Raw genomic sequence first — 14600 nt, 5'->3', positions numbered from 1 at the left:
AGGATGTGGCGTCACATGAGGGGCCGGAGGTCGGTCAACTCGTCATAGACGCTGAGCACCTGGGCCACCGTCTCGTCCTCGGTCGGCCAGGTCGCGGCCTGCCGGGTGCCCCGGTCGCGCAGCTCGTCCTGGAGCGCGGGGTCCTTCAACAGGCGCGCCACGGCCTCGGCGAACGCCCCGGCGTCCCCGAACGGGACGAGCGCGGCGGCGTCGCCCACGAGTTCGGGCACCGACCCGGCGGAGGCCGCGACGAGCGGTACGCGCGCGTGGAGCGCCTCCTGGGCGAGGATCGAGCGGGCTTCGGGTCCGCCGGGCAGCAGCGCCAGGTCGGCGGCCGCGACCAGCTCGCCGGTGTCGTCGCGCCGTCCGATGAGCCGTACGGGCAGTTCCTCGTCCTCGATGCGCCGCTGGAGGGTGCTCCACTGCGGCCCCTCGCCCACGATCACGACGAGCGGCTCGGGGTCGAGCCCCCGCCACTCCCGCGCCGCGTCGAGGAGCGTGTCGTACCCCCGGTGCCGGTCGAGCGAGCCGGCGGCCATGAGCAAGGGCCGGTCGGTGGCGCCGAGTTCGGCCCGGGTCTTGGAGCGGTGCCGGTCGGTGTCGTCGCCGTTCCGGCGGAGCGCGGGCACGGAGACGGCGGCGAGCCGGGCGTCGCGGGCGCCCCGGCTGCGGGCGCGGTCGACGAGTTCGGAGGAGGTCCCGAGCACCACGGCGGCGGCCTTGGCGACCCTCCGCTCCAGCAGCCGCAACAGATGGGCCCGCGCGCCCTCGGCGTAGGACCGGGTGTGCCAGGTGACCACGAGCGGGGTGCGCCGCCCGCCCAGCGCGAGGGTGGCGCGGAAGCCGGCGTGCAGGCCGTGCGCGTGGACCAGGTCGGCGTCCGCGCAGGCGTTGCGCAGGGTGGCCACGGAGGCGGGGTCACTGCTGCGGGGCACGTGCACGTGGCGGGCGCCGACGCCGGTGAAGTCGTGGACGCCGTCGGTCTCGTGGGGGGCGCACACGGTGACCCGTACGCCCCGGGCGACCAGTCCCGAGGCCAGCGACCGCACATGCGCGCTGCTCACCGGGCTGCCGCCGCCGAGCACTTGCACGGTTCGCAGCGGCGACTGGCCGTGCGGTGAGTGGCTGCTCACGTGGCTCACGTGGCCGGGGCTCCTGGTTCGGGGTCGGACGGTCACGAAGAAACGTACAGAAGGATCCGGCGGCGAAGGTGGACCGCGCGAGGCCGCTTCTGCGTGGTCTGCGTAGCACGTCTCGCTACGTCGTACCTGTCCAAGGATGCCAGGCCGTACGGGTGTTCCGGCACCGCCGGACCGCACGAACGGCGCACCTGCGGGCAACACGACACCCAGCATCACTCACACGAGTGAACTCCGACGTCCCGTTGCCCCTCTGAGCCACTGTTCCACCGCGCCAGGAAGTTCGTCCGACCGCTGCGTCGAGCGGAGTCGACGTGGTCATCCCAGGGATGCGCCGAAAAGGCCGGCCTCGGCCTCGTCACCTGACAATTGCACCGTCCCCCTGTGGGAGACCTCCACCTTGTAGAAGTCCTCGCCTCTGGGAACGTCCTCGACAGCCACCTCGAACGTGCATGTCCCGGAGCTCAGCGTCGAGTCTCCGAGCTGCCCGGTGGCGACAACGGTGCCGGCCGCGTCGTAGACGGTGACTGCCGTGCCTTCGCTGATGTCGTCGTAGCCACCGCTGCCCTCGCATCCACCCAGGCCGTCGCCGACCGCGCCCTCGGTGAGTTCGAAGCTGCCGGTGAGGGTGAAGGCGCTGGGCTCGGTCTCGACAGCAAGCGTTTCGGCGCTACTCGCGCTCTCTGGCCTACTGGCGGTTTCCCGGCCGTCGCTGAGGGCCCACACAGCGCCCACGACACCGCCTCCGACGACAACACCCGCGAGCCCGGCGAACAGGAGGGGGAGGCGGCGCCTGGGGGCGGTCGGCGTCGGCGGCCCGAGCGGGACATCTGGCGGTGGTGACGGGTACTCAGTGCTCATGACCGCCCTCTGGGACGTGCGTGCTTGACGCACCCATCGTGTGGGCTGAACGAGCGACGCGCACCCTTTATGGCCAGTTGGTAACCGTACGTGTGCGTTGGTCTCCGGCGGGGCCCCGGCAGGTGGTAGGGGCTCGTTCTCCACGCCCCGCACGCGCGGGCCGCGCTCGCCGCGAGGACGAGTGCGGCCGGCCCGCGCATGCGTTCAGGCGTCCGCCCGCGCCGCCGCCAGCAGTTCCTCGGCGTGTGCCCGGGCCGTCTCGGAGTCCTCCTGGCCGGCGAGCATGCGTGACAGCTCCCGCACCCGGTCCTCGCCCTCCAGGACCTTCACGCCGGACCGGGTCACCGAACCGTCGTTGGTCTTCTCCACCAGCAGCTGCCGGTCGGCGAACGCGGCGACCTGCGGAAGGTGTGTGACGACGACGACCTGCGCCGACCGGGCGAGCCGGGCGAGCCGCCGGCCGATCTCGACGGCCGCCTTGCCGCCGACACCGGCGTCGACCTCGTCGAAGAGGTACGTCGGCACGGGATCCGTCCCCGCGAACACGACCTCGACGGCCAGCATCACCCGCGACAGCTCACCGCCCGAGGCGCCCTTGGCGATGGGCCGCGGTGGCGCCCCCGGGTGGGGGGCGAGCAGCAGTTCCACCTCGTCGACGCCGGACGGCCCGTACGCGACCGTGCGTCCGCCGACCTCGACGCCCTCGGGGTCCTCGGTCTGCCGGATCTCGAACGACACGCGCGCGTGCGGCATGGCGAGCGAGCCCAGCTCGGCGGTCACGGCGGCGGCGAACCGCTCCGCGGCCTCCTGCCGGGCGTCCGTCAGGGCTTGCGCGAGACCGCCCAGTTCGCCGCGCAGCGCGTCCCGCTCGGCGGTCAGCTCCTCGATGCGTTCGTCGTCGCCGTCGAGTTCGGTGAGCCGCTGGGCGCCCTGCTCGGCCCACGCGAGCACGGAGGCGATGTCCTCGCCGTACTTGCGGGTGAGGGAGGTGAGGGCGGCCCGCCGCTCCTCCACGGCCGCGAGCCGCAGCGGGTCGGCGTCCAGGTCGTCGGCGTATCCCGCCAGCTCACCGGCGACGTCGCCGAGCAGGATGCCGATCTCGCCGATCCGGTCGGCGAGCGCGGCCAGCGCCGGGTCGTGGGAGCGCACGGCCTCCAGCGCCCGGTGGGCGCCCGCGACGAGCGTCGAGGCGTCGACCCCCTCGGGGTCCTCCGGATTGCCCGCGAGCGCGGCGTGCGCGGCCGTCGCGGCGGATGCCAGCGCCTCCGCGTGCCCCAGCCGCTCGGCCTCCTCGGCCAGCTCCACGTCCTCGCCGGCGCGCGGCTCGACGCCCGCGATCTCGTCGAGCCCGTAGCGCAGCAGATCGGCCTCCTGGGCCCGCTCGCGCGCACGGGTGACGATCTCGTCGAGCTCGACGGCGACGGCCCGCAGCCGCCGGTACGCCTCGCCGTACTTGGCGAGCGGCACGGCCACCGCGTCCCCGGCGTACCGGTCGAGGGCCGCCCGCTGCCGGGACAGCTTCAGCAGCCCCTGCTGGTCGGTCTGCCCGTGCACGGCCACCAGTTCGTCGGCCAGCTCCGCGAGAACACCCACAGGCACGGACCGCCCGCCGAGGTGCGCCCGCGACCGTCCCTCGGCGGAAACGGTACGGCTGATGAGCAGCGCACCGTCGTCGAGTTCGGCCCCGGCCTCCTCGGCCCGGACGACCGCCGAGGCGCCGTCGGGCATGGCGATGCGGCCCTCGACGACCGCGTTCTTCGCGCCGATCCGCACGAGCGCCGGGTCCGCCCGGCCGCCGAGCAGCAGACCGAGACTGGTGACCACCATGGTCTTGCCCGCGCCCGTCTCACCCGTCACGGCGGTGAAGCCGGGTGACAGCTCGACGACCGCGTCGTCGATGACTCCGAGCGACCGTATCCGCATCTCCTCCAACACGGACAAGACCATACGAGGTCGAGGGAGGGAAGTGCGACGCCCCCCGTCCCCGATGTCACTCCGGGGAGGTACAAGGCGCCCCGTGCCCCCGTGAGGGCCGGGCACCGGGTAAGGGGCGCGGGCTCGGTGAGGAGCGCCGACCCGTTGACGGTCGGAGGGGCCGTGGCGGCCGCGCGAGCGGCTTCCGGCGGACCCGTGGCCGCCGGAAGCCGCTCTCACCCCCTGCGAACGGCTAGTGCCGTGCCCCCCGCCACCCCGCGACGGGCAGCGCGAACTTGGCCACGAGGCGGTCCGTGAACGACGCGTGGTGCAGCCGGGCCAGCCGGACCGGGACGGCGCCCCGCCGGACCTCCACCCGGGCCCCCGGCGGCAACTCGACCGTCCGCCGCCCGTCGCACCAGAGGACCCCGGGCGGAATGTGCGGCAGCACCTCCACCGCGAGCACCGAGTTCGGCGACGTCACCAGCGGCTTCGCGAACAGCGCGTGCGCGCTGATCGGCACCATCAGCAGCGCCTCGACCTCGGGCCACACCACGGGCCCGCCCGCGGAGAAGGCGTACGCGGTCGACCCGGTCGGCGTGGACAGCACGATGCCGTCGCACCCGAAGCCGGTCACCGGCCGGCCGTCGATCTCCAGGACGACCTCGAGGAGCTTCTCGGCGCCGGCCTTCTGCACGGCCGCCTCGTTCAGCGCCCAGTCCGTGTGGACGATGTCCCCGTTCCGGTGAACGACGACGTCGACGGTCATCCGCTCCTCGACCTCGTACGCCTTGGTCACCACGCGGTCGACAACCTTGTCGAGGTCGTCGCGCTCGGCCTCCGCGAGGAAGCCGACGCTGCCGAGGTTGACGCCGAGCATCGGCACCCCGGAGGCGCGGGCGAACTCCGCGCCGCGCAGCAGCGTGCCGTCACCGCCGAGGACGATGAGCAGCTCGCACCCGTCGAGGCACTGCGGGGTGGCCTCCTTGACCAGCTCCACCTCCTCGGGGAGCGGGATGTCCTCCGCCTCGGCCTCCAGGACGCGTACGCCCAACCCGTGGTGGAGGAGGCCCTTCACCACGAGTTCCGCACTGCGGATGGCCGCCGGCCGCCCGGTGTGGGTCAGCAGGAAGACGGTTCGAGTTCGGTCCAGAGTCACCGCGGCCCCTCCGCAACTGCTCGGTCGACGTCGGCCGGGTCCAGTGCGGGTGCCCCGGCACGCAGCCACAGAAAGTACTCGACGTTGCCCGAGGGTCCGGGCAGCGGACTCGCCGTCACGCCCTTCACCCCGAGCCCCAGCTCACCGGCCCGCCGCGCCACCCCGCACACAGCCTCGGCGCGCAGCTCCGGACTCCTTACGACTCCCCCGCTGCCCAGCCGCTCCTTCCCCACCTCGAACTGCGGCTTGACCATCATCACCAGATCGGCGTCCGGCTTCACGCACCGCACCAGTGCGGGCAGTACCAGGCCGAGCGGGATGAAGGACAGATCCCCCACGACAAGATCCACAGGCTCCCCATCGATCGCTTCGAGCGTCAACTCGCGTACGTTCGTACGGTCCTTGACGGTGACGCGTTCATCGCTCCGCAGAGTCCAGGCGAGTTGTCCGTATCCGACGTCGACGGCGACGACATGGGCGGCGCCGGCCCGCAGCAGAACGTCGGTGAAGCCGCCGGTGGAGGCCCCGGCGTCCAGCGCCCGCCGCCCCTTGACGGCCAGGCCCTGGGGGACGAACACCTCCAGTGCCCCGGCGAGCTTGTGGCCGCCTCGGGACACGTACTCGGGATCGCCGTCGTTGCTCGCGACGACGATGGCGGCCGCGGTCTCCACCTGGGTGGCGGGCTTGGTCGCGACGGTCTTGCCGACCATGACCCGCCCGGCGGCGATCAGCTGGCTCGCGTGCTCACGCGACCGCGCGAGCTTCCGCCGGACCAACTCGGCGTCGAGACGGCGTCGTGCCACACCTGCCACGTTCGGTTCAGCTCCTCGTGCTGTACGGCGTCGGGGGCGCCGGAGGTCCCGGGCGGGCGTCGAGCGCGGTGAGCGCGTCACGCAGCCCCCGGTGCACATCCTCGTACACCTCGACATGGCCGTCGGTGGCGAGGTGGTCGGCGTCGGCCAGCCGGTCGAGGGCGGCGTCGACATCCGGGTGGCCGGTGGCGGTGCGGGCCACGTTCAGCGGGGCCGGGGCGGCGGGGTCGTCCTCGGGCTCGACGACCGCGTCGGCCGTCTCCTCCCCCGCGGTGGCCTCGGACACAGAGTCGCTCATGCCCCGACGCTACCCCGAAGCCCTGGGGTACCGTCGACCGCGATGGCAACGATTGAGGAGTGCCGCGCCGCGCTCGAAAAGCTCTCGGACAACATGGCAGGCGCCGATGGACACGTGCGCGAGGCGACGACCCTCGACCGCTCGGTGAGCTGCCACATCAAGGACCTCGACATCACCTTCGTGGGCCGGATGCGTGACGGCCGGATCGAGGTCCACGACACCCTTGAGGGCCCGCCGTCCGAGAAGGCCCAGATCCGGCTCGCCATGACGGGCGACGACCTGGTGGCCCTCGTCCACGGGGAGCTGAACTTCGCCAAGGCCTGGGGTTCGGGCCGGGTGAAGCTGGAGGCGGGCTTCCGTGACCTGCTCCAGCTCAGGAAGCTTCTGTAGCGGCGACCTTCGCCTCCCGGCCTGCGCCCCGCTCGCGCCCCTCGGCGCCGGTCCGTGCCCTGCGGGCCGCCGGCACGACCAGCGGTGTGCCCGTCTCCGGGTCGTCGATGACCTGGCAGCGCAGCCCGAACACCTCCTCGACCAGCTCCGCGGTGACGATGTCGCCGGGCGCGCCCTCGGCGACGACCTCGCCGCCGCGCAGGGCGACGAGATGGGTGGCGTACCGGGCGGCGTGGTTGAGGTCGTGCAGCACGGCGACGAGGGTGCGGCCCTGTTCCTCGTGCAGCTCGGCGCAGAGGTCGAGCACGTCGATCTGGTGCTGGATGTCGAGATAGGTGGTCGGCTCGTCGAGGAGCAGCAGCGGGGTCTGCTGGGCGAGGGCCATGGCGATCCACACGCGCTGGCGTTGCCCGCCGGAGAGCTCGTCGACATAGCGGTCGGCCAGCTGGGCGACGCCGGTGGCCTCCATCGACTCCCGGACGATCCGCTCGTCCTGCGCCGACCACTGCCGCAGCAGCCCCTGGTGCGGGTAGCGGCCGCGGCCGACCAGGTCGCCGACCGTGATGCCGTCGGGCGCGATCGACGACTGGGGCAGCAGGCCGAGGGTCCGCGCGACCTGCTTCGCGGGCATCGACTGGATGACCTGCCCGTCGAGGAGCACCCGCCCCTCGGACGGCTTCAGCATCCGGGACAGGGCCCGCAGCAGGGTGGACTTGCCGCAGGCGTTGGGGCCGACGATCACGGTGAACGAGTTGTCGGGGATCTCCACCGACAGCTGCTCGGCGATGACCCGCTGGTCATAGGCGAGGGTGACGTTCTCGGCGGACAGGCGGTTCACAGTGCTCCTCTGGTTGTTCTCGTTCACCGGCCCCGCCGACCTCACCGACGCGCTGGGCTGGGGGCGCCTCATATCCGCCCGGCCTTCCGCTCCGTGACCAGCAGCCACAGCAGATAGACGCCGCCGAGGACGCCGGTGACGACCCCGACGGGCAGCTGGTCGGCGCCGAACGCCCGCTGGGACGCCCAGTCCGCGACGACGAGCAGGGCGGCGCCCATGCACAGCGAGGGCACCAGGTTGGGGCCGGGGGACCGGGTCAGCCGCTTGGCGAGCTGGGGCGCGGTCAGGGCGACGAAGCTGACGGGTCCGGCGGCGGCGGTGGCCCCGGCGGTGAGCAGCACGGCTGCCACCATCAGCAGCATCCGCACCCGCTCGACGCGCACGCCGAGGGCGTACGACACGTCGTCGCCCATCTCCATCATCCGCAGCCCGCGCGCGTTGGCGAGGACCGTGGGCACGAGGATCGCGCACATGATGAGCAGCGGCCAGACCTGCTCCCAGTCGCGCCCGTTGAGCGATCCGGTCATCCACACGACCGCGCGGGCCGCGTCGACGATGTCGGCCTTGGTGATCAGATAGCCGTTGACGGCCGTGGCGATCGCGGAGACTCCGATGCCGACGAGCACCAGCCGGTACCCGTGCACGCCCCGCTTCCAGGCCAGCAGATAGATCGCGAGGCCGGTGAACAGACCGCCGCCGAGCGCGCCGAGGGCAACCTGGTCGGCGTCCCCCGAGAACAGCACGATCACGACGAGCGCTCCGGCCGTGGCGCCCTGCGAGAGGCCGAGGACGTCCGGACTGCCCAGCGGGTTGCGGGAGATGGACTGGAACAGCGCCCCGCCCAGCCCGAGTGAGGCTCCGACCAGCAGCCCGACCAGGACCCGTGGCAGCCGCAGGTCGTTGATGATCAGCTCCTGGCTCGGGTCGCCGTCGCCGAGCAGCGTCCTGACGACGTCGGCGGCGGGGATCGGGAAGTCGCCGGTGCCGATGAGCACGACACTCGCGACGAGGGCCGCGAGCAGCAGCAGAACGACGACGACGAACGCCCGTATGTCGAGGCGCGCCGAGAGACCGCCCGGCGAGCGGAGCGCGCGGCCGCGCCCGGCGGGCTTGCTCATGACCTGCGTCTTCACAGCTGCGCCGTCCTCCGCCGTCGTACGAGAAAGATGAAGACCGGCCCGCCGAGGATCGCGGTGACGATGCCGACCTGGAGTTCCGCGGGCCTGGCCACCACCCGGCCGATGACATCGGCCCCGAGCAGCAGCACCGGCGACAGGACGGTCGCGTACGGCAGGATCCAGCGCAGGTCGGGCCCGGTGAACGAGCGGACGACGTGCGGGACCATCAGCCCGATGAACACGATCGGCCCGCAGGCGGCGGTGGCGGCCCCGCACAGCACGGTGGCGGCGGCCATGGAGAGCGCCCGGGTGCGGTTGAGGTCGGCGCCGAGGGCGCGGGCGGTGTCGTCGCCCATGGCCACCGCGTTCAGCGGGCGGGCGAGCAGGAGGGCGACGACCGTGCCGACCACCAGGAACGGCAGCACCTGCTTGATCGTCTCGTCGGTCGCCGAGGCCAGTGAACCCACCGTCCAGAAGCGCATCTTGGACAGCGCCGCCCCGTCCATGATCATCACGGCTTGGAGGTAGCCGTACAGGGCGGCGCTGATCGCCGTACCGGCCAGCGCGAGCCGTACGGGCGTCGCGCCGCGGCTGCCGCCGAGGAACCACACCAGTGCCCCGACGGCCGCCGACCCGAGGAACGCGAACCACACGTACCCGGTCAGCGAGGTGACGCCGAAGTAGGTGATGGCGGTGACGACAGAGGCGGACGCGCCCGCGTTGATGCCGAGCAGCCCGGGGTCGGCCAGCGGGTTCCGGGTGAGCGCCTGGAGGACGGCCCCCGCCAGCCCGAGGGCGGCTCCGGCGAGCAGCCCGAGGAGGGTGCGCGAGATCCGCTCCCCCACGACGACGTCACCGTACGTCCCCGTCTCCTCGAACAGGCCGTGCCAGACCTGCGCGAGGGACAGCTCCTTCGCGCCGATCGCGATGCTCGCCAGCGCGACCAGGGTCAGCAGGCCGACGGACACGAGGAGTCCGGCGGCACGCATCGCCGCTCTGCGGTTCGGGGGCGCGGAGGCGGTCTCCGCGCGCGGTTCGGGGGGACTCTCGACCAACACTCGGTTAGGTTAGCCTATCCTCCCTTGTGTCTCGATCCTGCCCTTGCCCACTGACAGGGAACCCTCACCGCGGCCCCGCGTCTCTCACAACCCGAGCCGCGCCAGCGCCTTCTCACCGTCCAGCTCGCACGAGCCGTCGCCGGCTGCCGTCCACGCCGCCGCGCACAGCGCCCGCAGCCCGTCGAGCGGCTCACCCTCGCCGTCCAGCAGCAGTCGGTCGCCGTCGGCGGTCGCCGTCCAGCCTCCGCACCGGAAGCCCTCGCCGTCCGCGGCGACTTCGGGCTGCCCGGTGAGCAGCCCCCGCAGGTCGGCGTCGACGTAGGTGGGCCGGTGCTGCGGCGGCGCGGCGAGCAGTTGGGCGCCGTCGGTCACTCCGGTGAGGACGAGCAGTGAGTCGACCTCGCCGTTGAACGCGCCCTCGATGTCCGTGTCCAGCCGGTCTCCGACCACCAACGGCCGCCGGGCGCCGGTCCGCAGGATGGTCTCCTTGTGCATCGGCGGCAGCGGCTTGCCCGCCACCTGCGGCTCGGCTCCCGTGGCGATCCGTACGACCTGGACCGCCGCGCCGTTCCCCGGTGCGATGCCCCGCGCGCTCGGGATCGTCAGGTCGGTGTTGGACGCGAACCACGGGAGCCCGCGCGCGATGGCGTAACTCGCCTCCGCGAACCGCCCCCAGGGCAGGTCGGGCCCGCCGTACCCCTGCACGACGGCCGCCGGGTCGTCGTCGGCGGACTCGACGGGTTCCAGTCCCCGCTCACGCAGCGCGACCCGCAGCCCCTCACCGCCGATGACCAGCACGCGCGCACCGGCCGGCAGCTGTTCGCTGATCAGCCGGGCCACGGCCTGCGCCGACGTGATGACGTCCCCGCCCTCGGTCGGTATGCCCAGCTCGGTGAGGTGCTCGGCCACGGCGTCCGGTGTCCGCAGCGCGTTGTTCGTGACATACGCCAGGTGCATCCCGCCCGCCCGCGCGGCACCGAGGGACTCGACGGCGTGCGCGATCGCGCTGCCGCCCGCGTACACCACCCCGTCCAGATCGAGCAGCGCCGTGTCGTACGCCTCGCTCAGGGCCTGCCCACTGCCGTCGGGCCGCGTCCTGACTGCCTGGCTCATTGCACACCGCTCCTCGCTCGACACGGGTACGCGCGCGTACCCACCCGGTCGTCCATCGGTCCGATCGCTTCACCCGATCATCGCGCATGGCACTGACACACATACGATGCCCCAATGAAGAACGCAGGTCCCGCGGAGGAGACCCCGGCGCGCAGCGGCCTCGAACTGACCCCGTTCCGGGGCCTTCGCTACGACCCCGACCGGGTCGGCAGTCTGGCCGCCGTGACATCCCCGCCGTACGACGTGGTCGTGCGGCCGGACGGTCTGCTCCACCTCGAGTCCGCCGACCCGTACAACATCGTCCGCCTGATCCTTCCCCAGGCCGGCACCCCGACCGCCAGAAACGAACAGGCTGCGGAGACGCTGCGCCGCTGGCTCGCCGACGGCGTCCTGGCCGCAGACTCCGAGCCCGGCCTGTACGTCTACGAGCAGGGTGACGGCAGCATCCTCCAGCGGGGCCTCATCGGTGCCCTGCGCCTCTCGGAGCCCGCCGACGGCGTGGTCCTCCCCCACGAGGACGTCATACCGCATGTCATCACGGACCGCGCGGCGCTGATGCGGGCGACCTCCACCAACATGGAGCCCCTGCTCCTGACGTACCGGGGCAACGGCTCCACCGGCGCGACCGCCGTGGTCGAGCGGACCGTCGAAGGGCCCCCGCTCCTGTCCACGACCACCGAGGACGGCTTCAGCCACCGCCTGTGGGCGGTCACCGACCCGGGCGACCTCGCCGAGATCCAGGCGGACCTCGCCGGTCACCAGGCCCTCATAGCCGACGGCCACCACCGGTGGGCGACCTATCTGCGTCTGCGCACCGAGCACCCGTCCCCCAGTCCCTGGGACTACGGCCTGGTCCTCCTGGTGGACACGGCCCGCTACCCCTTGCGGGTGCGAGCGATCCACCGCCTCCTTCACGGTCTGCCGGTCTCCGACGCGCTGGCCGCCCTGGACGGCCACTTCCGCGTTCAGCGCCTGGACGTCACGCTGCCGGACGCCTTGTCGGCCCTGGCGGACGCGGCGTGCGTCGGCAACGCCTTCCTCCTCGCCGGCGACGGCGCCTTCCACCTCGTGGACCGCCCGGACGCGGACCTCCTCGCCCGTACGATCCCCGCCGACCGCCCGCCGGCCTGGCGCACCCTCGACGCGACGGTCCTGCACGCCACGCTCCTGCGCCATGTCTGGCGGATCCCGGAGGACTCCCCCGCTCATGTCGCGTACATCCATGACACGGCCGCCACGGTCGAGAAGGCGGAACGCGACGGCGGCACGGCCGTCCTGATGCACCCGGTCCGCGAGGAGGTCGTCCGCGACCTGGCCCGCCAGGGCGTCACCATGCCCCGCAAGTCCACGTCGTTCGGCCCGAAGCCGGCCTCGGGCCTGGTCCTGCGCGCCTTGCACGTCTAGGCACGCCGACATACGAAAGGGGGCGGGATCCGTGTGGGATCCCGCCCCCTTTCGGTGCCTCTACAAGCCGAGGTCAGTCCTTGTCGGCCTCCCGGCCCACGCCGCCCTCGGAGCCTTCGGTGTCTGCGGAGTCCTTGCCCTCTTCGACGTCCGCACTGTCCGCGACGTCCTCGGGGGTGTCGCTCTCCTCCACGACCACGACGTCCTCGTCCACGGCGGTCGTCAGGTCACGAGGCTCGGCGTCCTCCACGGGCAGGCTGTCGCCGTCGCCCTCCGGCGCGTCCTTCTGTGCATCCCGCTGCTCGTCCTGGTCCTCGACCTCGACGAGGGCGTCGACGAACTCGACACCGTCCATCTCGGCGAGCCGGTCGGAGGCGTCCGTGCTGCCGTCCTTGTCGGCCTCGACGGCCTTCGCGAACCACTCACGTGCCTCGCCGTCACGCCCTGCGGCGAGCAGCGCGTCGGCGTACGCGTACCGCAGTCGCGCGGTCCACGGCTGGACGGAGTTGGAGGCCAGCTCGGGGCTCTGCAGGGTCACGATGGCCGCGTCGAGCTGCCCCATGTCCCGCCGTGCGCCGGCCGCGACGAGACGCATCTCGACCTGGCCGGCCTTGTCCAGCTTGTGCACCTCGGGCGCCCCGGCCATGTCGAGCGCCTTCTCGGGCCGCCCGAGACCACGTTCGCAGTCCGCCATGACGGGCCACAGGTCCACGCTGCCCGTCATCCGCCGTGCGGCCCGGAACTCGGCGAGCGCCTCGCTGTACTTCTGGTTGGCGTACGCGGCGAAGCCGGCAGCCTCCCGCACGGCGGCCACACGCGACGCCAGCCGCAGGGCGACCCTGGAGTAGCCGTACGCGCCCTCGGGGTCCTCGTCGATGAGCCGGGCGACCATCACCAGGTTCTTGGCGACATCGTCCGCGAGCGTCTTGGGCAGGCTCTGCAGCTCCTGCCGTACGTCCTTGTCGATCTCCTCGCCGGTGACGTCCTCGGGAATCGGCAGCCGCTTGATGGGCTCCCGGTCCCGGTCCCGCTCGTCACGGAAGCGCCCACCGCCGCCACGGCGATCGTCCCGCCGATCGTCACGGCGGTCGTCCCGCCCGCGGAAACCGCCGGGCCGACCGCCCCGGTCGTCACGACGGGGCCCACGCCCGCGGTCGTCGCGACCCCGGTCGTCCCGCCCACGGAAGCCCCCGCGGTCTCCGCCACGGCTGTCACCACGGTCGTCACGACGGAAGCCACCCCGGTCGTCGTCACGACGGTACGCGGGACGCTCGCCCTCACGCCGCTCGCCGCGGTCATCACGCCGGTCGTCCCGACGGAAGGGCGGCCTGTCGCCGCCTCGGTCGTCACGCCGGAAGTCGTCGCGTCGGTCGTCGCGGCGGAACGGCGGGCGACCACCGCGGTCGTCGCGACGGTCGTCGCGCCCGCCGCGGAAGCCACCGCGGTCTCCGCCACGGCTGTCACCACGGTCGTCACGGCGGAAGCCACCCCGGTCGTCGTCACGACGGTACGCGGGACGCTCGCCCTCACGCCGCTCGCCGCGGTCGTCACGGCGGAAGCCACCCCGGTCGTCGTCACGACGGTACGCGGGACGCTCGCCCTCACGCCGCTCGCCGCGGTCGTCACGGCGGTCATCACGCCGGTCGTCCCGACGGAAGCCGCGGTCGCGGTCGTCACGGCGGAAGCCGCCACGGTCGCCGCTGTCACGCCGGTCGTCGCGGCGGTCATCCCTGCGGTCGTCACGGCGGAAGGCAGGGCGGTCGTCGCGTCGGTCGTCGCGCCGGTCGTCACGGCGGAAGGCCGGACGGTCGCCGTCCCGACGGAAGCCACGGTCCCGGTCGTCGCCCCGACGGTCGTCGCGACGCGGCCCACCCGGACGGTCGTCGCGACGGAAGCCGGGACGGGGCCCACGGTCGCCTTCTCGGCGGTCATCACGTCGATCGTCGCGACGGTCGTCGCGCCCGCCGCGGAAGCCCCCGCGGTCTCCGCCACGGCTGTCACCGCGGTCATCACGGCGGAAGCCGCCGTGATCGCCACGGTCTCCCCTGTCGCCGCGGTCGTTGCGGTCATCGCTGCGCCGGAAGCCGCCGCGGTCGTCGCGGCCGCCGTCTCGTCGGCCGTAGCCGCCACGGTCGTTGTCGCGTCGGTCGTTGTCGCGTCGGTCGTTGTCGCGTCGGTCGTTGTCGCGACGCGGGCCACCGCGGTAGCCACCACGGTCACCACTGTCCCGTCGCCGCTGGTCGCGCTCCGGTCGGTCGTCGGGAGAGTTGGTGGACATGGTGACTCCTGTCTTCGGTACCGCAAGTCATTCTCGCGCAGCCGGGTAGCCGGCGCGCTCCGGGATGTGCTTGTTCCGGAACAACAAAAAGGACCCCTGGTCCCAGCTGTACGCTGGTGACCAGGGGTCCTGTCAAAGATTGTTCGGCGGCGTCCTACTCTCCCACAGGGTCCCCCCTGCAGTACCATCGGCGCTGTGAGGCTTAGCTTCCGGGTTCG

At 72.9% G+C, this 14600-nt stretch carries 13 protein-coding genes and 1 rRNA gene; 2 read left to right on the top strand and 12 right to left on the bottom strand.

Annotated features, from left to right (window positions below; translation table 11 throughout):
- Positions 1 to 11: 11 nt before the first annotated feature.
- From M8J73_RS42820 to M8J73_RS42795, 6 genes are all read right to left on the bottom strand, one after another.
- The gene (locus M8J73_RS42820; protein ID WP_055538870.1) at positions 12 to 1142 is read right to left on the bottom strand and encodes a glycosyltransferase family 4 protein; all 1131 of its coding nucleotides are present in this window, start codon (positions 1140 to 1142) and stop codon (positions 12 to 14) included.
- Positions 1143 to 1457: 315 nt separating this feature from the next.
- Positions 1458 to 2000: a hypothetical protein gene (locus M8J73_RS42815; protein WP_240501287.1), complete on the bottom strand. Its 543-nt coding sequence runs from the start codon at positions 1998 to 2000 to the stop codon at positions 1458 to 1460.
- Between the two features lie 204 nt (positions 2001 to 2204).
- Positions 2205 to 3947 (bottom strand): DNA repair protein RecN, encoded by a 1743-nt coding sequence (gene recN / locus M8J73_RS42810; RefSeq protein ID WP_206187839.1) that lies wholly within the window; start codon positions 3945 to 3947, stop codon positions 2205 to 2207.
- Between the two features lie 220 nt (positions 3948 to 4167).
- Complete coding sequence (locus tag M8J73_RS42805; RefSeq protein WP_249829851.1) at positions 4168 to 5073, bottom strand: NAD kinase; 906 nt, start codon at positions 5071 to 5073, stop codon at positions 4168 to 4170.
- Positions 5070 to 5885: a TlyA family RNA methyltransferase gene (locus M8J73_RS42800; protein WP_055540734.1), complete on the bottom strand. Its 816-nt coding sequence runs from the start codon at positions 5883 to 5885 to the stop codon at positions 5070 to 5072. The genes M8J73_RS42805 and M8J73_RS42800 overlap by 4 nt, the downstream gene beginning before the upstream one ends.
- A gap of 7 nt (positions 5886 to 5892) precedes the next feature.
- Positions 5893 to 6183, bottom strand: a complete 291-nt coding sequence (locus M8J73_RS42795) for a hypothetical protein (RefSeq protein ID WP_055521211.1) — start codon at positions 6181 to 6183, stop codon at positions 5893 to 5895.
- 42 nt (positions 6184 to 6225) lie between these two features.
- Between M8J73_RS42795 and M8J73_RS42790 the strand changes: the two genes are divergently transcribed.
- Complete coding sequence (locus tag M8J73_RS42790) at positions 6226 to 6573, top strand: SCP2 sterol-binding domain-containing protein (RefSeq protein ID WP_055540735.1); 348 nt, start codon at positions 6226 to 6228, stop codon at positions 6571 to 6573.
- Here the strand turns inward: M8J73_RS42790 and M8J73_RS42785 are convergent.
- The 4 genes from M8J73_RS42785 to M8J73_RS42770 all read right to left on the bottom strand — a co-directional run bounded on the left by M8J73_RS42785 (position 6557) and on the right by M8J73_RS42770 (position 10700).
- The gene (locus M8J73_RS42785) at positions 6557 to 7483 is read right to left on the bottom strand and encodes an ABC transporter ATP-binding protein (protein WP_055540736.1); all 927 of its coding nucleotides are present in this window, start codon (positions 7481 to 7483) and stop codon (positions 6557 to 6559) included. The genes M8J73_RS42790 and M8J73_RS42785 overlap by 17 nt on opposite strands.
- Positions 7480 to 8529 carry a FecCD family ABC transporter permease gene (locus M8J73_RS42780; RefSeq protein ID WP_055540740.1) on the bottom strand — a complete coding sequence of 350 codons (1050 nt, stop codon included), beginning with the start codon at positions 8527 to 8529 and terminating at the stop codon, positions 7480 to 7482. Before M8J73_RS42780 ends, M8J73_RS42785 begins: the two co-directional genes overlap by 4 nt.
- Before the next feature lie 11 nt (positions 8530 to 8540).
- Positions 8541 to 9587: a FecCD family ABC transporter permease gene (locus M8J73_RS42775; protein ID WP_055540737.1), complete on the bottom strand. Its 1047-nt coding sequence runs from the start codon at positions 9585 to 9587 to the stop codon at positions 8541 to 8543.
- A gap of 84 nt (positions 9588 to 9671) precedes the next feature.
- The gene (locus M8J73_RS42770) at positions 9672 to 10700 is read right to left on the bottom strand and encodes an HAD hydrolase-like protein (RefSeq protein WP_055540738.1); all 1029 of its coding nucleotides are present in this window, start codon (positions 10698 to 10700) and stop codon (positions 9672 to 9674) included.
- Positions 10701 to 10814: 114 nt separating this feature from the next.
- On the opposite strand from M8J73_RS42770, the gene M8J73_RS42765 reads away from it, so the two are divergent.
- Complete coding sequence (locus tag M8J73_RS42765; protein WP_055540739.1) at positions 10815 to 12104, top strand: DUF1015 domain-containing protein; 1290 nt, start codon at positions 10815 to 10817, stop codon at positions 12102 to 12104.
- Between the two features lie 73 nt (positions 12105 to 12177).
- On the opposite strand, the gene M8J73_RS42760 is transcribed toward M8J73_RS42765, so the two are convergent.
- A complete protein-coding gene (locus M8J73_RS42760; protein ID WP_240501554.1) occupies positions 12178 to 13104 on the bottom strand; it encodes a tetratricopeptide repeat protein in 927 nt (308 codons plus the stop codon).
- A gap of 1419 nt (positions 13105 to 14523) precedes the next feature.
- Positions 14524 to 14600: ribosomal RNA gene (rrf, locus tag M8J73_RS42755) — 5S ribosomal RNA — on the bottom strand; the annotation flags it as partial.

The sequence above is a fragment of the Streptomyces neyagawaensis genome, assembly GCF_023516595.1.
Lineage (GTDB): Bacteria > Actinomycetota > Actinomycetes > Streptomycetales > Streptomycetaceae > Streptomyces > Streptomyces neyagawaensis.
Note: the sequence above shows the minus strand (reverse complement) of the source record. Positions and strands in the feature narration are given on the sequence as shown.

Coding starts and splice junctions, on each gene's coding strand:
- M8J73_RS42815 (WP_240501287.1), bottom strand. CDS start 2,000: ATGAGCACTGAGTACCCGTCACCACCGCCAGATGTCCCGCTCGGGCCG.
- recN (WP_206187839.1), bottom strand. CDS start 3,947: ATGGTCTTGTCCGTGTTGGAGGAGATGCGGATACGGTCGCTCGGAGTC.
- M8J73_RS42795 (WP_055521211.1), bottom strand. CDS start 6,183: ATGAGCGACTCTGTGTCCGAGGCCACCGCGGGGGAGGAGACGGCCGAC.
- M8J73_RS42790 (WP_055540735.1), top strand. CDS start 6,226: ATGGCAACGATTGAGGAGTGCCGCGCCGCGCTCGAAAAGCTCTCGGAC.
- M8J73_RS42785 (WP_055540736.1), bottom strand. CDS start 7,483: ATGAGGCGCCCCCAGCCCAGCGCGTCGGTGAGGTCGGCGGGGCCGGTG.
- M8J73_RS42780 (WP_055540740.1), bottom strand. CDS start 8,529: ATGAGCAAGCCCGCCGGGCGCGGCCGCGCGCTCCGCTCGCCGGGCGGT.
- M8J73_RS42770 (WP_055540738.1), bottom strand. CDS start 10,700: ATGAGCCAGGCAGTCAGGACGCGGCCCGACGGCAGTGGGCAGGCCCTG.
- M8J73_RS42765 (WP_055540739.1), top strand. CDS start 10,815: ATGAAGAACGCAGGTCCCGCGGAGGAGACCCCGGCGCGCAGCGGCCTC.